Origin of the sequence: Erwinia plantamica (assembly GCF_043420595.1) — a bacterium.
Classification (GTDB): domain Bacteria; phylum Pseudomonadota; class Gammaproteobacteria; order Enterobacterales; family Enterobacteriaceae; genus Erwinia; species Erwinia aeris.
In genome coordinates this window covers 64,386-81,900 of sequence record NZ_JBGCUC010000011.1, presented here as the reverse complement: position 1 = coordinate 81,900, position 17,515 = coordinate 64,386, and the positions used below count along the sequence as shown (strand labels likewise).

Genomic DNA, 17,515 nt, shown 5'->3' with positions numbered 1-17,515 from the left:
CGTGGTTTTGCGAGCAGATGAGGCCTTTCATCTGCTCTTCTTATATGGAGGAAAGCGATGGCCAGTGGTTGGGCACGTGATGATGCCGTACAGGAACAGATCGACTCAACGGTAGAAGATGCCGTTAATCGCGCCCGGCGCGCCATTCATCATGGCGCCAGCGCAAAATATTGCGAAGAGTGCGGGGATGCCATTCCTGAAGCTCGCCGTCTGGCCCTGCCCGGCGTGCAATATTGTATTCAATGCCAGGCACAGCGAGACAAACAGCAGCAGTCGACGCTTTTTAATCGCCGCGGCAGTAAAGACAGCCAGCTGCGTTAATCACGCGAGCGCTCTCGCACCCTTTCCTTTTTTACTTTGTTTTTTATCCTCCGCCAGGTTAAAACTGGATTGCACCATAATGAAACCAGCGCACTGTTTTGGTGCCTCATTATGGTGCATCGCGCTACTTAAGGCGTAATTATCCCTGTTAAATTGACTCAACGTGCTGTTTTCAATATATTTTGAAAACCTGGCATAGTTTTTTCATATGGCTGCTGGCATTCAATCGGACAAGGCGCTTGTCCGACTGCAATAAGGATAAAAAGATGAAGTCACTTGTTAAGTTTTCCCTGGCTGCGCTGACGCTGGCGTTTGCCGTCTCTTCTACCGCCGCAGAAAAAAAGCTGGTTGTCGCCACCGATACCGCCTTTGTTCCTTTTGAGTTCAAACAGGGTAACCAATATGTGGGCTTCGATGTGGAGCTGTGGGCGGCTATCGCGAAGGAACTGAAGCTGGACTATACCCTTAAACCAATGGATTTTAGCGGTATCATTCCGGGTCTGCAGACGCGTAACGTCGATCTGGCGCTGGCCGGTATCACTATCACTGACGCCCGCAAGCAGGCGATTGATTTCTCCGACAGCTACTATAAAAGCGGTCTGCTGGTGATGGTCAAAGCCAATAACGACAAAATTCAGGGTCTGAAAGATCTTGATGGCAAAGTCGTTGCGGTGAAAAGCGGCACCGGCTCCGTGGATTACGCTAAGCAGCACATCAAAACCAAAGATCTGCGCCAGTTCCCTAATATCGATAATGCCTATATGGAGCTGGGCACGGGCCGTGCGGACGCCGTGCTGCACGATACGCCAAACATCCTTTACTTCATTAACACCGCAGGCAAAGGCCAGTTCAAAGCCGTAGGCGAATCGATCGAAGCGCAGGATTACGGTATCGCCTTCCCGAAAGGCAGCGACGAGCTGCGTGAAAAAGTAAACGGCGCGCTGAAAACGCTGCGTGCAAACGGTACCTACAACACAATTTATAAAAAATGGTTCGGTTCCGAGCCTAAATAATCGCTTTTACTTTTCGCAGGCGCGCTGTGCGCCTGCGTTTTCCACACCAACGAAATATGGTTTTGATCCGGAGAAATAAGAATGCAGTTTGACTGGAGCGCCATCTGGCCATCTATTCCGGCCCTGCTCGAGGGCGCCCGCCTGACGCTGTGGATATCCGTCCTCGGCCTGATTGGCGGCCTGATTATCGGCCTTATAGCGGGTTTTGCCCGCGCTTACGGCGGCTGGCTGTCGCGTAATATCGCCCTGGTCTTTATTGAACTGATCCGCGGCACGCCGATTGTCGTGCAGGTGATGTTTATCTATTTTGCGCTGCCGATGGCCTTTAACGATTTGCGCATCGACCCTTTTAGCGCGGCAGTGGTCACCATCATGATTAACTCCGGCGCTTACATCGCTGAAATTACCCGTGGCGCCGTGCTGTCAATCAATAAGGGCTTTCGTGAAGCCGGTCTGGCGCTGGGTCTTTCCAGTCGCGAAACGCTGCGCTACGTTATCATGCCGCTGGCGCTGCGCCGTATGCTGCCGCCGCTGGGTAACCAGTGGATCGTCAGCATCAAGGATACCTCCCTGTTTATCGTTATCGGCGTGGCGGAGCTGACTCGCCAGGGCCAGGAAATCATTGCCGGTAACTTCCGCGCGCTGGAAATCTGGAGCGCCGTAGCCGTTATCTATCTGTTTATTACGCTGGTGCTGAGCTTTGTTCTGCGTCGCATTGAAAAAAGGATGAAGATCCTGTGATTGAATTTAAAAACGTCTCCAAACATTTTGGCGAAACGCAGGTTCTGCATAATATCGATCTGACTATTAAACAGGGCGAGGTCGTGGTGATTATCGGGCCGTCCGGCTCCGGCAAATCCACGCTGCTGCGCTGCATTAACAAGCTGGAAGAGATCACCACCGGCGAGCTGATTGTGGACGGGCTGAAGGTCAACGATCCTAAAGTAGACGATCGCCTGATCCGCCAGGAAGCGGGCATGGTGTTCCAGCAGTTCCATCTGTTCCCGCAGATGAGCGCGCTGGATAACGTCGCTTTTGGCCCAATCCGCGTACGCGGCGCCAGCAAAGCCGATGCGCAGCGTCTGGCAAAAGAGCTGCTGGGCAAGGTCGGCCTGGCCGAACGCGCGCACCATTTCCCGTCGGAGCTTTCCGGCGGCCAACAGCAGCGTGTGGCCATTGCCCGCGCGCTGGCGGTCAAGCCGAAGATGATGCTGTTCGATGAGCCAACCTCCGCGCTGGATCCGGAGCTGCGTCATGAAGTGCTGAAGGTAATGCAGGACCTGGCGGAAGAAGGCATGACCATGGTTATTGTGACGCACGAAGTGGGCTTTGCGAAGAAAGTCGCTTCACGCCTGATCTTTATCGATAAAGGCCGCATTGCGGAAGACGGCGATCCGGCAGAGCTGATTGATAACCCGCCGGGCGCACGCCTGCAGGAATTCTTACAGCACGTCTCCTAATCTTTTGGGGCGGTCAGGCCGCCCCGCTTTCCCGGCCCGCTCTTAAAAAACCCTCCCCCACCTCTCTCCTTTTCTTTGTCCGGCTATACTTGCTGCTCGACGCTTCTTTGCGCCGTTAAAGGAGAATATGATGTCGGGAACCCCGCCCTTCTGGCGCTGTATGTTCAGATGGCTACCGTTAGTCGCTGCTGTTTTTTGCTGTCAGGCTGAGGCCGTCAGCCTGCCTGTCGCCGCCGTTGCGGCGTCCCGGTCGCAACCCGCGGCCGATGCTTCCGGCGAACCGAGCCTGGAAGAGAAAAAAGCCGCCTACGCCGCGCTGGCCAACATTTTGCAAAATGATCAATCGCGAACCGAGCTGATTAACCAGCTGCGGAGCGCTTCCGAAAGCACTGCTAAAACTGAAGATCCCGTGCTGACGCCGCCGGATGAAGAAGAGGATAAAACGGTGCTGGAAAGCGTCACCGACGTCAGCCGTCAGTTTGGCAGCGAGGTGCTGGGTAAAGTAGAAAAACTCCACCGCAATATCGTTAACGCTCCTCATAAAACCTTTAACCCAATAACTTTTTATAACGCGCTGAGCCACTTTGCGATGCTGGCCATCGCCCTGTTCGCTTTCTACTGGCTGCTCTGCCGGGCGGCGACGCCGCTTTATCGCCGCATGGGGTCATGGGGCCGCCGTAAAAATAGCGAGCGCACCAGCTGGCTGCACCTTCCGGCGATGATCCTGGGCGCGTTTATCATTGATTTGCTGCTGCTGGGCATCGCGCTGTTTGTCGGCCAGATGCTCAGCGATACGCTCAATGCCGGTAGCAGGACGATTGCCCGCCAGCAGGGCCTGTTCTTAAGCGCTTTTGCACTGATTGAATTCTTCAAGGCGATCCTGCGGCTGATTTTCTGCCCGCGCTATCCGCAGCTGCGTTTTTTCCATCTTTCTGACGAGCGCGCTAACTACTGGAATACGCGGTTAAGCTGGCTGAGCAGCGTTATCGGCTACGGACTGCTGGTTATCGTGCCTATTGTTTCTAATCAGGTTAACGTGCAGGCGGCGGCGCTGGTTAACCTGGTTTTGATGTGTCTGATCACCGGGTGGGCGCTTTATCTGATTTTCCGCAACCGCCGCCCCGTACAGCTGGCGCTGGTTCAGCTGGCCGACCGCTCGATGAGCTTTTTTTCACTGTTTATCCGCGCTTTCGCCGTCATCTGGCACTGGCTTGCCAGCGCCTATTTTATCGCCCTGTTTCTGCTCTCGATCTTTAACCCCGGCGACAGCCTCAGGTTTATGATGTCCGCTACCGTGCGTTCGCTGGCAATAATAGGGCTGGGCGCGCTGATTTCCGGCGTTCTCAGCCGCTGGATCTCAAAAACCATTATTCTCTCGCCAGAGCTGCGTCGCAATTATCCCGAGCTGCAAAAAAGAGTGAACGGCTGGGTTTCCATGATGTTAAAGCTGGCGCGTACGCTGACGGTGTTTGCCGTCTGCCTGCTGCTGCTGAACGCCTGGAATCTGTTCGACCTCTGGCATTGGCTGACGGTTGGCGCAGGCGTGAAGCTGGTAGATGTGATCATCCGTATTGTCATGATCCTGTTTTTCTCGGCGGTGGGCTGGACGCTGCTTGCCAGTCTGATCGAGAGCCGTCTCGCTTCCGATTCTCACGGCAGGCCGATGCCCAGCGCCAGAACCCGCACGCTGCTGACGCTGTTTCGCAACGCGCTGGCCGTGGTCATCAGTACCATCACTATCATGATCCTGTTGTCGGAAATCGGCGTGAATATCGCGCCGCTGCTGGCGGGCGCAGGCGCGCTGGGCCTGGCGGTATCCTTTGGTTCGCAAACCCTGGTTAAGGATATTATTACCGGTATTTTTATTCAGTTTGAGAACGGAATGAACACGGGCGATTTGGTCACTATCGGCGCCATTACCGGCACGGTGGAGCGCATGTCAATCCGCTCGGTGGGCGTCCGCCAGGATACCGGCGCTTACCATATTATCCCCTGGTCTTCGATCACTACCTTCGCCAATTTCGTGCGCGGCATTGGCTCTTTCGTGGCGAATTACGATGTGGATCGCAGTGAGGACAGCGATAAGGTGAATGCCGCGCTGCACGAGGCGGTGGACGAACTGATGCAGGACGAAACCATTCGCGGCATGGTTATTGGCGAGCCTAATTTCGCCGGACTGGTCGGGCTGACCAACCAGGCCTTTACCGTGCGCGTCTCCTTTACTACCCAACCGCTGAAGCAGTGGACGGTGCGTTTCGCGCTCGACAATAGGGTGAAGAAGCATTTTGATGCGGCGGGGATCAAAGCGCCGCATCCAACGGTGCAGGTCATGCAAAACGGCAGCGGGCTGGACGCCGCCGCCGCTGTGCCTGCGTTGCCTGCGCCGGAGTAACGGACGGCCGTACTGGCGGTATTAAAGACGGCTCATCTGGCGTTCGCGAGCCGTCTTTTCCATAAAGGTCCAGGCGATAAAACGGCTCTGCTTTTGGCCCTGAGCCATTTCCACGGTGCGTACGGCCACCGCATCGACCTGCTCCAGTGCACGCCACAGCTCGGGCAGGTTTTCGCGGCGGGACACCAGCGAAGTAAACCACACGCACTGTTTCGCAAAATCCACGCTTTCATTAATCATGCGGCTGATAAAGGCTTTTTCGCCGCCTTCACACCACAGCTCCTCCTGCTGGCCGCCGAAATTTAACGGCGCGTTTTTATCCAGACCGAGATTACGCACCTTGCGCTGGGTGCCCTGCTGCGCTTCGCTGGCGGACGCGTGAAACGGCGGGTTGCACAGCACGGCATGATACTGCTCGTTTTTATGAATAACGCCGTGAAAAATCGCCTGCGTATTTTTCTGACGACGCAGGCGAATACCGCGATTCAGGCCCGGATTGGCGGCGATAATGGCGTTAGCGGCGCGCATCGCCTCTTCATTGATTTCGCTGCCGGTAAAGCGCCACTCATATTCCCGATAGCCAATCAGCGGATAAATGCAGTTGGCACCGCAGCCGATATCGAGCACGTTAATATTGCGCGGCGCGACGGCGCGGTTATCTTCCGCCAGCAGGTCGGCCAGATGATGAATATAGTCAGCCCGGCCCGGCACCGGCGGACAAAGAAAACCATCCGGGATCGCCCACTGTTCAACCTGATAGAAATGCTTCAGCAATGCCTGATTTAACATTTTTACCGCGGCCGGATCGGCGAAATTCACCGATTCATCACCGTACTGATTAACCGCCACAAACTCCGCCAGCGGCGGATGACTGGCAATCAGGGCAGGAAAATCATAGCGGCCACGATGGCGGTTACGGGGATGAAGCTGGGTTTTTTCGACAATCTTTTTCATGAACGGCTCTCTTATCTGCAGGCGCGTAAGATACCTGCTGCGGTAAAGATCGTAAACAATTCCCGCCTTTTTTCCCACGGCGAAGCGGCTACTATGTAATAACTATCCCTTTATCAGGAGTTCAGATGTCCTCTTCCCGCCATACTTATCAACCGCGTCTTGGCCACGGTCTGCCTCATGATCCTTTGAACGCCATTATTGGCCCGCGTCCCATCGGCTGGATCAGTTCCCAAAGCGCCAGCGGCGAGCGCAATCTGGCGCCCTACAGCTTTTTTAACTGCTTTAACTATAAGCCGCCTATTATTGGTTTCTCCAGCCAGGGCTGGAAAGACAGCGTGGCGAACATCGTGGAAACAGGCGAGTTTGTCTGGAACCTGGCTACCCGCGAGCTGGCCGTGGCGATGAATGAAAGTTCGGCTTCGCTGCCGCGCGGCGAGGATGAATTCGCTTTTTCCGGCGTGACGCCCATTCCCGGCACGCAGGTAGCGGTCAGCATGGTAGCCGAAAGCCCGGTGAATTTTGAATGCAAGCTGACGCAGGTTATCCAGCTGCAAGACGCCGACGGCGGCAAGCTGGAGCAGTGGCTGGTGCTGGGCGAAGCGGTGGCGATACATATCGATCACAAGCTGCTGGAGAACGGCATCTATCAGACGGCGAAAGCCAACCCTATATTGCGGGCGGGCGGCCCCAGCGCCTATTACGCCATTAGCGACGATTTACGTTTTGATTTGGTACGGCCGGACGCGCGCCAGTCCTGAGCCGTTCTGTGCCGCCTTATACAGGGCGGCTTAGATCGCTTTCTTTTAGCTTATACAGCATTGCTATCAGGCAAGCTCGCCAGGCAGCCTGGCGCAGACATGCTGGCGGCCGCGCCGTAAGCGGCCGCAGCCACGAAAAGCCTGAGTGAACGGCCACGCCCCGCGCTGTTTTTAGACGCGCAGCTCTGCTTTTCAACGCGAGCAGGAAACCCTGCTGCGCACCTTTTTTTGGTATGATGTTATGCATCCCGAAAGCTATCATGGAGTGATAATGAAGAGAATTGCTATTGATATGGATGAGGTCATTGCCGATTTCCATCCTAAAATGGTCGCCACGTTTAACCGCCATTTCTCGCTGGAACTGGCGCACAGCGAATTCAATCTGTTCAGCCTGGCAGAGGAAAAGCCCGAGATGCTGCAGGAGATTTTTAGCCGGGTCAGCGAAGACACGGAATTTTTTGGCGATCTGGGCGTCATTGCCGACAGCCAGCGTGTGATTGAGGCGCTAAGCCATCGTTACGAGATCTTTATCACCACGGCCGCCATGCAGATGCCCTCTTCGTTTAATGCAAAATTCCGCTGGTTAAATACCCATTTCCCGGCCATCAAACCCAGTAATATTGTGTTCTGCGGCAACAAAAGCATTATCAATGCGGATTATATGATTGATGATAACGCCCATAATTTCACAGGGTTTTGCGGAGAAGGCATCCTTTATAGCGCCCCGCACAACCTGCAGGTAACCGGCTACAGGCGGGTTAAAAACTGGCAGGAAATAGAGAACCTGTTGCTCTGAACTCCCTCACTTTTGAAAAATACCTGTCAGGCAGCAGTGCCGCGCTCGCCTTCCGGCTTATCGTCCGCAAAGGAGAAGATATGATCCCCGTTTCGCTGATTCAGGAAGCCATTGAATGGCGCAGACAGTTTCACTCAAGGCCGGAGCTGGGCTATCACGAAGATGAGACTTCACAGCGCGTAGCGGCGCTGCTGCGCGAGTTTGGTTTGCAGGTGCATATGGGCCTGGCAGGCACCGGCGTGGTGGGCACGCTGGAGAACGGTCCCGGTCCCGCTATCGGTTTTCGTGCGGATATGGACGCCCTGCCCATCACCGAGCTGGGCGATGCGCCGTGGCGCTCCTCGCAGCCTGGCGTGATGCACGCCTGCGGACACGATGGCCACACGGCCATGCTGCTGGCGGCGGCGAAACATCTCAGCGCCACGCGGCGGTTCAGCGGCACGCTGCATTTTGTTTTCCAGCCGGCGGAAGAAAACCTGGGCGGTGCCAGAAAAATGGTCGCCGACGGCCTGTTTACGCTGTTTCCCATGGACGCTATCTACGGCCTGCATAACTGGCCAGGCCTGCCGGTCGGTCATGTGGCGGTGAACAGCGGCCCCATGATGGCTTCGCTGGACGCTTTCGAAATTACGCTGCGCGGGAAAAGCTGCCACGCGGCGATGCCGGAAAACGGCGCAGATCCGATCGTAGCCGCCGCGCAGCTCATTCTTGCGCTGCAAACTATCCCGGCCCGACGCCTGTCGCCGCTCTCCTCTGCGGTAGTCAGCATCACGCAAATTAATGGCGGCGAAGCCATTAACGTTATCCCGGAAAGCGTGGTGCTTCGCGGCACGCTAAGATGCCTGCAGGCCGATGTGCGTAGCCGGGTGCGCGGCATGATTGACGACTTTGTCACTACTTTTACCGCGCCGCTGGGCATTGACGGCAGCATTGACTACCTGACCGATTACCCGGTGACCTGCAATCACGCCGCCGCCGCACAGCAGGTTCGCGACTGCGCGCTGGCATTACTGCCGACAGAACAGGTGCACTGGGAAACCAGCCCATCAATGGCGTCGGAAGATTTTGCCTGCATGCTGGAAGCCTGCCCCGGTGCCTATTTCTGGATAGGTGCAGACGGCGAGGTGCCTTCTGCTCCGCTGCATAACGCCCGCTACGATTTTAACGATGATGTTATCCCGGAAGGCGTTACGTTCTGGACGGCGCTGGCGGAAAAGCTTCTGCCGCTCGGATAAGCGCCATGCGCTTTCCGGCCCGACGGGAAGGCTGCCTCGCTTTTTAGATCCACTTCAAAAAAGAATGCAAGAAGCAGGCAGGCACGTAAAAAACTTTGCGTGACCTGTTCCGCTTCATGAAAACGTCGCTGACTTCACGGCCAAACCGCTTTATCCTGACGGCAGATTTTTCAGGGAAGGCGGGATTTATGCACAGAACGCGAAGCGTACTGCCGGATGGCAGACACGCCATGTTATATCGGGTTGAGGCAGGCGAAGCGGGCGTTTACCTGGTGCAGTTAACGGAAGTTGTTACGGTTGAGGATTCACTTATTAATTTGCCGCAGGGGCTACTGACAGGTAAACGACCGCACAGGCTAACGTTGAAGGGCGGCTGTTATGATATCGCTTTTGACAGCCTGGATAATATCGAAGCCGACACGCCCTTTTTTAAAAGGCGATTTAGGGGTCAGCGCGCGCAGGCTCTGAACTGCATTATTGATTATATAATCGACAAGCACTACACTGCGTACCGGCCTTATTGCTATACGTTTTTGGCTTTTGACGAACTGCTTTCACGAGCTTATCGCTTGCGAATACTACAGCTCAGCAGAAGCCAGCCGCAGCGGATAGCCGCCGTTTACCCAAACCTTGATCCTCACAGGAGGGGTTATGCCGTTAAACTCAGATAAACCCACCAGGCCGCTGACGCTGGAAGAGGCCATCGCGCTTAAAGCCCGGCGGATGAAAGCTGTTTATGAGCACTTTCAGAAGCAGGACAAAAAGCGCAGCGCATCCGTTATTTTTTTCAGGCCGGATGCGTAACCGCCAGGTAAGGCTTGCAAAGCCTTACCTTTCGAACGCTTACCTGCCCGGCGAAGCCATCCATCCGGCAAAACGTTCAACCTCAGCCCGGCGAAGCGTTCAATCTCAGTCAGGCGAAACGTTCAGCCTCAGCCCGGCGAAGCGTTCAATCTCAGTCAGGCGAAACGTTCAGCCTCAGCCCGGCAAAATCGTTTCCCCGATAAACAGCTTATCGCCGCCCTGGCTAAAACGCCCGGTCCGGCTCAGTATCCGGCCTTCGCGATTTGCTCCAGCGCGCTCTCTACGTCCACCGCGCGGCCCGTAGCGACGTAACAGCAGGCGATCTGCTGACGCAGCGACTGCGGTACCGCTACTTCGCGATTGAGGCAACGCCTGATCCATTCAGCCGTTGTTTCAGCCTCTTTACCCGCAGGCAGCGCGTCGCGGGCGATATGGCTTTCCGGCTGGCGTGGTAACAGCACCTCTGGCTCCTCTCCGGCAATCAGGTTCAGCGCCGGGCAGCGCTGCGGATTGGCATAAACCTCGCCTTCCGTACCGTTAAGCAGCAGCGCGCGGCCGCCGATGGCCTGGAAGAATTTGCCCACGCGCGGGATATATTCCGGGTGCGACACGCTGGAAAGCCGCAGCGCCGCATCTTCGCCAAACGGCGTCAGCAGCTTCGCCAGCGTATGCGCGCTGTTGCGTACGCCCAGCTGCCAGCGCAGCGAGAGCTGCCGTGCCAGCGGCGCGCAAAGCGTTTCAACCGACACGAAGACCAGATTGCCCTCTTCCAGCCGCTGCTGCGCTTCCTGCATGTCCGATACCGCCTTAACGCCCAGCGCGGCAAACACCGCCTCACTGGTAACGCGAGTCGGGTCATCGCTAACGCCGTGCACCACCACAGGAAAATCGAGCAGGGAGAGCAGTAGCGCCAGCAGCGGCGTCAGGTTCGCCTGTTTACGCGCGCCGTTATAGCTTGGGATCACCACCGGCATAGGCAGGCTGGCAGGCGGCTGTAGTTTCAGCACGCGCGCCTGTACGGCCTGATAAAAGCCGAGCATCTCCTCCTCGCCCTCGCCTTTGATTCGCAGCGCAATCAGGATCGCGCCCATCTCAAGCGGCGACACCTCGTCCGCCAGCATCCGGCTGTAAAGCTCGCTGGCGGTAGCGAAATCAAGGTCGCGGGCATGATTTTTCCCTCGGCCGATCTCTTTAATAATTTTTGTATAGTCCATGCTTCTGCTCTGTTGGGTGGTTAGCGACGGCGGTGACGTACGGTTTTCTTACCCGGTACGGCCGCAACGGCTTTTGGCGGCTCCCCCGGCGGCATAGGCGGCTGCTCAATGGGGAAAACCGGTAGCGCGCCCAGCAGGCGCGCGCCATAGCTTTTGGTCAGCAAACGACGATCGTAAATCACTATCTCGCCGAAACAGTCGTGGCTGCGGATCAGCCTGCCCACCTGCTGGATCAGGTTAAAGGAGGCGCTCGGCAGGCTTTGTACTTCAAAAGGATAGCGCTTCAGGCTTTTCAGCCATTCGCCCTCCGTCAAAATAACCGGACTGTCCACCGGCGGAAAGGCAATTTTATGGATATGCACCTGCGACAGCAGGTCACCCTTCAGATCCAGCCCTTCGGCAAAGGATTGCAGGCCCACCAGCACGCTGGTTTCGCCCTGCTCCACCTTTTTACGATGTAGCGCCACCAGCGCCGGACGCGGCCTGTCGCCCTGCACCAGCAGCATCAGCCGCAGCTCCGGCAGGTAAGAGATAAACTGCTGCATCGCCCGCCCGCTGGCAAACAGCACCAGCAGCCCTTTGTGTTTGCCTTCTTTAATCTGCTGGCGGAAAAAGTGCGCCATTTCCGCCAGGTGTTCCACTTCGTTAGCCAGCATCGGCTCGTAGCGCATCTGCGGGATAATCAGCTTGCCCTGCTCAACGTGGTTAAAAGGCGAATCCAGCGCGACAAAGCGATCGCCCGGCTTTTCGCTCAGGCCCGCCATTTCCTGCAGGCGCTGAAAGCTGTTCAGCGAGCGTAGCGTGGCCGAGGTCAGCACCACGTGCGGGATTTTACGCCACAGCAGTTTTTCCAGCTGCTCGCTGACGCGGATACCGGCGCAGTGAAACAGTAAGTGCGGGTTACCTTCACGCAGCTCGCGCGTCACCCATTTGGACACCGGCGCGCCGGAGGCCTGCGCCATTGAGGCGAGCCGCCACAGCTTGCTGCTGGCCTCGAACCAGCCCAGTGCGCGGTTCATCTGGATCAGCGTACGGTGCAGGCGCACTACGTCAAACTGCCCCGTTTTTTCACTGAGATCGTTCAGCAGCGCCTCTGCCAGCCCGCGCAGCCCGTCGCTGAGTTTGAACAGGCGCGCGCACAGCGTCATCACCTCTTCCGGCAGCTGGCCCATCTCGAAACGGTATTCGCCTTCCTGATTGCCGGGCGGCAACAGCTGCACCAGGATTTGCGACAGCTGTTGCAGCTGCTCGCGCACCTCTTCACAGTGGGCTTTAAGCCGCTCCGGATTGCCAAGATGCGGCGGCTTTTTCGGCCGGAACTGCGCCATACACTGTTCAACCAGACGACAGAAAAGATCGAGCTGTAACGTGCTCCAGGCGGGCGTGATATCCCCGCTCATTTCCAGCGCGTCGCGCGCCACGTCCGGCAGGTGGTGTCCTTCATCAAGTACCAGCAGCAGATTTTTCGGCGGCGGCAGCACCGATTCCGTTTCCAGGGCCGCCATGACCAGCGCATGGTTAGCCACCACCACGTCGGCGTTTTCGATTTCCCGCCGGGCCAGGTAGAACGGGCATTCACGGAACCAGTGACAGTTGCTGCCCAGACAGTTGGCTTTATCGGTACTGATGCGCTGCCAGAGCGAATCTTCAATCGTCTCTTCGCAGTGGTCGCGCAGGCCGTCCCACTGATGGCGATCGAGGTTTTTCGCCAGCGTAGTACAGAGCGCCCGCTCATCCTTGCTGGCGGTCATTTCATCATCAAGAAACAGCAGCAAATCGCCCTGCTTTTCTTCATCGCCGCCCAGCGCGGACAGGTTGCGCGGGCAGACGTAGCGACCCCGGCCAAACGCGGCGGTAAAACGCAGATCGGGGATGATCTTCTGCAACAGCGGCAGATCTTTCGTGAAGATCTGATCCTGTAGCGCCACGTTGGCGGTGCTGACCACCAGCGGCTTATCTTCCGCACGGCTGACGGCGATGCCGGGGATCAGATAGGAGAGCGTTTTGCCGACGCCGGTCGGGGCTTCAATCGCCAGATGGCGCCCTTCGTCGCCCGCCAGCGTTTTCGCCACTTCGGCAATCATCTGCCGCTGCGGCGCTCGGGAAATAAAATCGGGGATTTGCTGCTGGAGAGCCTTATACCAGCCGGCAATTTGCGCTTTTAACGCGGCAGTTAGCGCCATATCAATCACTTTTTATTGAAACGGCCTGTATTTTTACACAGTATTTCGTTCAGCAATAGTCCCTGAAGGTTAATCCTGCGGCGCGGCTCGCAACCTGGTGCTGTCCGCGCCTGCTGACGGGCCGAATTTACTCGCCGCTGTCCGTTTCGATTTTATTGGTGCCCAGCCTGCCGGTAAAAGGCAGCCGCAGCGCCGGATGCTTAAAATCGATGCCGAAATTAAAGGCCAGCACGTTAAACTCTACGCCTTCCTCCGCACCCAGCGTCAGCCCAAGCACGCCCAGCAGTGAAACCTGCACGCCTTTGCCTGAGGCGGGCAGCCCCACCGGACGGCTCAGCGGGCGGAAATCTTTACCGATGGCGTTCGCAGGCAGATCGAGCTTCAGCTCCGGCACTTCTCTGCCGATATGGGCCAGAAAAGTATTGCTGTTGGGACCGGGCCAGACCCGATAGCTTTGCGGCCAGGGATAGCTGCCGATAGCGGCTTCGATCGCCGGGATCATCGCCGCCGCGCGTTCGCCGCGATGATCGACCAGCAGTCTGGGCTTAGCGCCAAACCAGTAGCCGTCGGGCAAAGCGTAATTATGGCGAATAACGTTGCTGCTGCCCCAGCTGACCACCTCGTAGCGGTGATACTGGCTCTCGCCGGCCTTTTTAAAAATGATCCACGGATGGACGGCGAACAGTCCACGCCAGCCAAAGGTCGGCGCGGTATAAACCTGCACGATGGCCGTATCGATAAACTTCTGCGGATCGGGCGCCATCTCTGCCGAATCACGTCTGGCTGTGGACCAATGTTGGCCATTGATGGCGACGCCGCTGTGGGTCGCCTTAACGTAGCTCTGCGCGAAAGAGAGCAGCAGCATACAGATAAAACTGATACCTATCACTTTTACAAGGAACATAATACCTTTGGCTGCCCGCAGCTGCGGGTCGGATCAGAGAGTGGGATAACATCAGCGAGCAGCATGCTGTCGCTTAAGGTGTGAGCAGAATCACATTACTGAAAACCGGCGCGGCATTCAATCTTTGTCCACCGCATGCCGTCGTGAGTAAAATTCACAAAAACCGGCCGGTTGCCCGGCCTTTTAGTTATTCGTCAGTTAATTGCTCTGGCTGGCAACCGTACAGCTCCGCCAGCTTGTGCAAATTAAAATTGCGTGGTCTCTCGCTTTTTTCCATGGCTGATACAGAAGCCTGAGTAATGTTCAGCGCCTCAGCGACCTGCTTTTGGGTCAGGCCACGATAAAGACGCCACGCCGCATGAAGCGTTACGCCTTTTTGCACAGAAATATCGACTACCTCGCCGGGGATAAAAGCATCATCATTTTTTCCCGCAACATAGGGTACTGATTCCCATAATTCAGCCAGATCGGCGCTTTGCGTTAGTTTTTCAAATAGCGCTATTGGCACTATTGCCGCCTTGCGATTTCCGGCGCTGTCAGTGATGAATTCAATCATATCGTTTCTCATTGTAGTAGACCGGCAATAATGAAGTTATTTAAGACAAATTCGGCAAATCGAATTTTATTCAATAAGTTTTGCTGGTACGCCTCGCAATTTGCTGGATGGCAATGATTTTGGGTTCCCCGTCTTTTACATAGTCGAATAATACCCGATAGTTACCCCATCTTAGCCGGTAATCGGCTTCACCTGCCGTCAAGGGCTTTACGTCCAGATTTGGCGTGTGCAGCGGAAAATTTTTTAACTCATTCACCGCTGCGTTAATCGCTTCTCTGTCGCTTTTGCTTTTGATAGCAAGAAGTTGTTTCCGCGCTGCTTTGCGCCATTTCAGTTCCGGCATTCCTTGCCCACCTTTTAAAGGATACATCCTTATCAAACTCGATAAATATAGATATTATATTCTATGAGAACAACATAAAAATAGAACTACGTCGTGTTTTTATCTATAAAAACTGGCGACGGCTATTGTATCCGGGACTGCGAGGGCTGTAGCTATACACCCGCCGTGACCTGTTTGTACATAACGGTAGTCGCTTCCGGTTCGCCACGGGTCGAGAGAGCAAAATACGGGATCTGCCCGCAAACCTGCCAGCCCTGCGCCAGGTAAAGCTGCTCGGCCGCATCGCCGGAGCGCGTATCAAGCACCAGCAGCGTTTTGCCCTCCTGCTCCGCCAGCCGTTCAGCGCGGCCTAACAGCTCACGAGCGATGCCCTGTCGTCTGGCATCAGGATGTACCAGCAATTTGGCGATTTCTGCACGATGAGAGCCGTTTGGCTTGCCGCAAAATTCTACGATGACCGTGCCGACAATCTCCTGCTGTCGACGTGCAACCAGCAGCCGCTTTTCGCCGCTGGCGAGGCTGGCGATTACCCCTGTCCAGAACTGTTTCATAGGTGCAGGTTCGTTACTGACAAAGCCGATACTGGCGCCCAGCGCAACACAAGCGCTCAATACATTGTATAATTCATCCTGGCCTTTAGCGGCCTCTTCTGCGGTAAGAAGCGAATAAGTGATAGTGGTCATAAGTAGCAGATCGTCCTGTAAATCGTGCTTTGGCGACACGTGGATTAACGGGTAGACTACCGTTATCGTGCGTGACGGAGACTGAGGGTTTCCCGCCGCGTTTCAATAAGATATACGACGTGGCGCCTCGCCCGGCAAGTTGTACAATTAAATAATAGTTGTACAACAATAGAGAGTTGGTTAGGCTCAGGGGAGTCAAACAGGTTTAAGGAAAGGCATGGCTTTATACAGTATTGGTGACGTCGCCGAACGCTGTCGGATAAATCCTGTTACGCTTCGTGCGTGGCAGCGCCGCTACGGTTTGCTGAAACCGCAGCGCACCGAAGGCGGCCATCGTCAGTTTGATGATGAAGATATACAGCGTATTGAAGAGATTAAACGCTGGATAGAGAGCGGCGTACCGGTAGGCAAAGTTAAAGCGCTGCTGGAAGGTGAAAGCGTTAACGCGCACGACGGCTGGATGACGCTACAGGAAGAGATGATGACGGTATTGCGTCACGTCAGGCCCGCTAAGCTCAGAGCAAAAGTGGCAACGGCCGGTCGGGAACATCCGGCGGCGGCGCTGATTGACCATGTTTTTATTCCTATCCGCCAGCGACTGAACCTGGATCAAAATACGGCCAGAACGATGTGCAGCCTGCTTGACGGCATCCTGATCGATTACGTGACCTTCTGCCTTGCAGGCAGCCGCAAGAAGCCCGGCAAGGATGCGCTGATTATCGGCTGGGGCACGGAAGATCGTACGCGCATCTGGCTGGAGGCCTGGCGTCTGTCGCAGCAGGGCTGGCGTATGGAAGTGCTGGCCGAACCGCTGGAGATGCCGCGTCCTGAACTTTTTCCCGGCCAGCAGCTGTTTATTTTCACCGGGAAACCTCTGACGCGCCGCCAGCAGGAGCAGATCGCCCACTGGCAGGAACAGGGCTACGCCGTGGCGCATCAGGCCGCATAGCTTTATGGTCATCGTCGCCAGCGCCCTGCTGGCCTCGTCCGTTTTCTCCTGCTAAAAACCAGCAAAGGCTTAACGTCCGCTCAGTAAAAGCGATATACTTTGCTCTCTTTTTTACGGCAGGCGGATAACGGTATGAACTGGCAGAAAATCGGCGTAATTTTTATCTTCTTAATGATGGCGCTGGGCGGTATCGGCGGCGTCATGCTGACCGGCTACACCATCCTTATTCGCGCTTAAACCGCCGTAGCAGGCGCTCGAAAAGGCGGTCCGTCACGATCGCCAGCAGCGCTACCAGGCAGGCTCCCTGTAAGATATAGGCGGTATTAAAGCCGCTCAGCCCGATAATCACCGGCGATCCCAGCGTGTTAGCGCCCACCGTTGAAGCGATGGTGGCCGTGCCGATATTAATAATCACCGAAGTGCGGATCCCGGCCAGGATCACCGGCGCGGCCAGCGGCAGCTCTACCTTAAACAGTATTTGACGCGGACTCATACCGACGCCCGCCGCCACCTCGCGCAAAGTCGGCGGCACCGCGTCAATACCGGCCAGCGTGCCCTGTAAGATCGGCAGCAGCCCATACAACAGCAGCGCGACCATCGCAGGCTGTTCGCCAAAGCCGATAACCGGCACCGCCAGCGCCAGCACGGCCACCGGCGGGAAGGTCTGGCCTGCGGCCACCAGCGTTTCTACTACCGAGCGAAACGCCTTTCCCGCCCGGCGCGTTACCGCAATACCGGCGCCCAAACCCACTATCACCGCAGCGAAGCTGGAGAACGCCACCAGCTGGATATGCGCCAGCGCCAGCCGGATAAAGCTTTCCTGCTGGTAAAGCGGCCTGTCGAGCTGGGGAAAAGCGCGCGCGAACAGCGGCCCGCTATAGGGCAGCAACAGCAGCAGCGCCACAAACAGTAAAATCAGCCAGAGGAGCGGATCGCGAAGCAGGCGCATA

At 56.3% G+C, this 17,515-nt stretch carries 20 protein-coding genes; 12 read left to right on the top strand and 8 right to left on the bottom strand.

The genetic code is table 11. The features are described 5' to 3' along the window. Positions 1 to 57 precede the first annotated feature (57 nt). The 5 genes from AB3U87_RS13495 (at position 58) to ybiO (ending at position 5,186) form a co-directional block, all read left to right on the top strand. A complete protein-coding gene (locus AB3U87_RS13495; RefSeq protein WP_253454781.1) occupies positions 58 to 321 on the top strand; it encodes a DksA/TraR family C4-type zinc finger protein in 264 nt (87 codons plus the stop codon). A 266-nt stretch (positions 322 to 587) separates the two neighbouring features. Further along, positions 588 to 1,334, top strand: coding sequence for a glutamine ABC transporter substrate-binding protein GlnH (gene glnH, locus AB3U87_RS13490; RefSeq protein ID WP_253454782.1), 747 nt, complete (start codon positions 588 to 590; stop codon positions 1,332 to 1,334). An 81-nt stretch (positions 1,335 to 1,415) separates the two neighbouring features. Beyond that, entirely contained in the window at positions 1,416 to 2,075 is a 660-nt protein-coding gene (gene glnP / locus AB3U87_RS13485; protein WP_125288792.1) for a glutamine ABC transporter permease GlnP, read from the top strand. Next, complete coding sequence (glnQ, locus tag AB3U87_RS13480; RefSeq protein WP_125288793.1) at positions 2,072 to 2,794, top strand: glutamine ABC transporter ATP-binding protein GlnQ; 723 nt, start codon at positions 2,072 to 2,074, stop codon at positions 2,792 to 2,794. Before glnP ends, glnQ begins: the two co-directional genes overlap by 4 nt. A 160-nt stretch (positions 2,795 to 2,954) precedes the next feature. Beyond that, positions 2,955 to 5,186, top strand: coding sequence for a mechanosensitive channel protein (ybiO, locus tag AB3U87_RS13475; RefSeq protein ID WP_301251311.1), 2,232 nt, complete (start codon positions 2,955 to 2,957; stop codon positions 5,184 to 5,186). Positions 5,187 to 5,207: 21 nt separating this feature from the next. Here the strand turns inward: ybiO and rlmF are convergent, their stop codons facing one another. Then, positions 5,208 to 6,140, bottom strand: a complete 933-nt coding sequence (gene rlmF, locus AB3U87_RS13470) for a 23S rRNA (adenine(1618)-N(6))-methyltransferase RlmF (protein ID WP_253454783.1) — start codon at positions 6,138 to 6,140, stop codon at positions 5,208 to 5,210. A 125-nt stretch (positions 6,141 to 6,265) separates the two neighbouring features. Here rlmF and AB3U87_RS13465 point away from each other — a divergent pair, with 125 nt between their 5' ends. From AB3U87_RS13465 to AB3U87_RS13445, 5 genes are all read left to right on the top strand, one after another. Then, a complete protein-coding gene (locus AB3U87_RS13465; RefSeq protein ID WP_253454784.1) occupies positions 6,266 to 6,898 on the top strand; it encodes a flavin reductase family protein in 633 nt (210 codons plus the stop codon). Positions 6,899 to 7,169: 271 nt separating this feature from the next. Continuing rightward, positions 7,170 to 7,694, top strand: coding sequence for a 5' nucleotidase, NT5C type (locus AB3U87_RS13460; protein WP_394149368.1), 525 nt, complete (start codon positions 7,170 to 7,172; stop codon positions 7,692 to 7,694). An 80-nt stretch (positions 7,695 to 7,774) separates the two neighbouring features. After that, the gene (locus AB3U87_RS13455; protein WP_394149366.1) at positions 7,775 to 8,929 is read left to right on the top strand and encodes a M20 aminoacylase family protein; all 1,155 of its coding nucleotides are present in this window, start codon (positions 7,775 to 7,777) and stop codon (positions 8,927 to 8,929) included. Positions 8,930 to 9,024: 95 nt separating this feature from the next. Further along, on the top strand, positions 9,025 to 9,600 hold the full coding sequence (locus AB3U87_RS13450) for a hypothetical protein (protein WP_394149364.1): 576 nt from the start codon (positions 9,025 to 9,027) through the stop codon (positions 9,598 to 9,600). Continuing rightward, positions 9,581 to 9,733, top strand: a complete 153-nt coding sequence (locus tag AB3U87_RS13445) for a hypothetical protein (RefSeq protein ID WP_253454788.1) — start codon at positions 9,581 to 9,583, stop codon at positions 9,731 to 9,733. Before AB3U87_RS13450 ends, AB3U87_RS13445 begins: the two co-directional genes overlap by 20 nt. Before the next feature lie 242 nt (positions 9,734 to 9,975). Here the strand turns inward: AB3U87_RS13445 and ybiB are convergent, their stop codons facing one another. From ybiB to AB3U87_RS13415, 6 genes are all read right to left on the bottom strand, one after another. Further along, positions 9,976 to 10,947, bottom strand: a complete 972-nt coding sequence (gene ybiB, locus AB3U87_RS13440) for a DNA-binding protein YbiB (protein WP_301729799.1) — start codon at positions 10,945 to 10,947, stop codon at positions 9,976 to 9,978. 20 nt (positions 10,948 to 10,967) lie between these two features. Continuing rightward, positions 10,968 to 13,130 (bottom strand): ATP-dependent DNA helicase DinG, encoded by a 2,163-nt coding sequence (dinG, locus tag AB3U87_RS13435; RefSeq protein WP_301729800.1) that lies wholly within the window; start codon positions 13,128 to 13,130, stop codon positions 10,968 to 10,970. Between the two features lie 127 nt (positions 13,131 to 13,257). Next, positions 13,258 to 14,034 (bottom strand): DUF3750 domain-containing protein, encoded by a 777-nt coding sequence (locus AB3U87_RS13430; protein WP_301729801.1) that lies wholly within the window; start codon positions 14,032 to 14,034, stop codon positions 13,258 to 13,260. A gap of 187 nt (positions 14,035 to 14,221) precedes the next feature. After that, complete coding sequence (locus AB3U87_RS13425) at positions 14,222 to 14,590, bottom strand: helix-turn-helix domain-containing protein (protein ID WP_253454792.1); 369 nt, start codon at positions 14,588 to 14,590, stop codon at positions 14,222 to 14,224. 70 nt (positions 14,591 to 14,660) lie between these two features. Next, the gene (locus AB3U87_RS13420) at positions 14,661 to 14,933 is read right to left on the bottom strand and encodes a type II toxin-antitoxin system RelE family toxin (protein ID WP_301251263.1); all 273 of its coding nucleotides are present in this window, start codon (positions 14,931 to 14,933) and stop codon (positions 14,661 to 14,663) included. 152 nt (positions 14,934 to 15,085) lie between these two features. Next, the gene (locus AB3U87_RS13415) at positions 15,086 to 15,616 is read right to left on the bottom strand and encodes a GNAT family N-acetyltransferase (RefSeq protein WP_253454794.1); all 531 of its coding nucleotides are present in this window, start codon (positions 15,614 to 15,616) and stop codon (positions 15,086 to 15,088) included. Between the two features lie 217 nt (positions 15,617 to 15,833). On the opposite strand from AB3U87_RS13415, the gene AB3U87_RS13410 reads away from it, so the two are divergent. Both AB3U87_RS13410 and AB3U87_RS13405 read left to right on the top strand, forming a co-directional pair. Further along, complete coding sequence (locus AB3U87_RS13410) at positions 15,834 to 16,565, top strand: MerR family transcriptional regulator (protein WP_253454795.1); 732 nt, start codon at positions 15,834 to 15,836, stop codon at positions 16,563 to 16,565. A 132-nt stretch (positions 16,566 to 16,697) separates the two neighbouring features. Then, entirely contained in the window at positions 16,698 to 16,802 is a 105-nt protein-coding gene (locus AB3U87_RS13405) for a protein YohO (RefSeq protein ID WP_125288804.1), read from the top strand. Here AB3U87_RS13405 and AB3U87_RS13400 read toward each other — a convergent pair. Next, entirely contained in the window at positions 16,789 to 17,514 is a 726-nt protein-coding gene (locus AB3U87_RS13400) for an ABC transporter permease (protein ID WP_394149359.1), read from the bottom strand. The genes AB3U87_RS13405 and AB3U87_RS13400 overlap by 14 nt on opposite strands. Position 17,515: the final 1 nt, after the last annotated feature.

Coding starts and splice junctions, on each gene's coding strand:
- AB3U87_RS13495 (WP_253454781.1), top strand. CDS start 58: ATGGCCAGTGGTTGGGCACGTGATGATGCCGTACAGGAACAGATCGAC.
- glnH (WP_253454782.1), top strand. CDS start 588: ATGAAGTCACTTGTTAAGTTTTCCCTGGCTGCGCTGACGCTGGCGTTT.
- glnP (WP_125288792.1), top strand. CDS start 1,416: ATGCAGTTTGACTGGAGCGCCATCTGGCCATCTATTCCGGCCCTGCTC.
- ybiO (WP_301251311.1), top strand. CDS start 2,955: ATGTTCAGATGGCTACCGTTAGTCGCTGCTGTTTTTTGCTGTCAGGCT.
- rlmF (WP_253454783.1), bottom strand. CDS start 6,140: ATGAAAAAGATTGTCGAAAAAACCCAGCTTCATCCCCGTAACCGCCAT.
- AB3U87_RS13465 (WP_253454784.1), top strand. CDS start 6,266: ATGTCCTCTTCCCGCCATACTTATCAACCGCGTCTTGGCCACGGTCTG.
- AB3U87_RS13460 (WP_394149368.1), top strand. CDS start 7,170: ATGAAGAGAATTGCTATTGATATGGATGAGGTCATTGCCGATTTCCAT.
- AB3U87_RS13455 (WP_394149366.1), top strand. CDS start 7,775: ATGATCCCCGTTTCGCTGATTCAGGAAGCCATTGAATGGCGCAGACAG.
- AB3U87_RS13445 (WP_253454788.1), top strand. CDS start 9,581: ATGCCGTTAAACTCAGATAAACCCACCAGGCCGCTGACGCTGGAAGAG.
- ybiB (WP_301729799.1), bottom strand. CDS start 10,947: ATGGACTATACAAAAATTATTAAAGAGATCGGCCGAGGGAAAAATCAT.
- dinG (WP_301729800.1), bottom strand. CDS start 13,130: ATGGCGCTAACTGCCGCGTTAAAAGCGCAAATTGCCGGCTGGTATAAG.
- AB3U87_RS13430 (WP_301729801.1), bottom strand. CDS start 14,034: ATGTTCCTTGTAAAAGTGATAGGTATCAGTTTTATCTGTATGCTGCTG.
- AB3U87_RS13425 (WP_253454792.1), bottom strand. CDS start 14,590: ATGATTGAATTCATCACTGACAGCGCCGGAAATCGCAAGGCGGCAATA.
- AB3U87_RS13420 (WP_301251263.1), bottom strand. CDS start 14,933: ATGCCGGAACTGAAATGGCGCAAAGCAGCGCGGAAACAACTTCTTGCT.
- AB3U87_RS13415 (WP_253454794.1), bottom strand. CDS start 15,616: ATGACCACTATCACTTATTCGCTTCTTACCGCAGAAGAGGCCGCTAAA.
- AB3U87_RS13410 (WP_253454795.1), top strand. CDS start 15,834: ATGGCTTTATACAGTATTGGTGACGTCGCCGAACGCTGTCGGATAAAT.
- AB3U87_RS13405 (WP_125288804.1), top strand. CDS start 16,698: ATGAACTGGCAGAAAATCGGCGTAATTTTTATCTTCTTAATGATGGCG.
- AB3U87_RS13400 (WP_394149359.1), bottom strand. CDS start 17,514: ATGCGCCTGCTTCGCGATCCGCTCCTCTGGCTGATTTTACTGTTTGTG.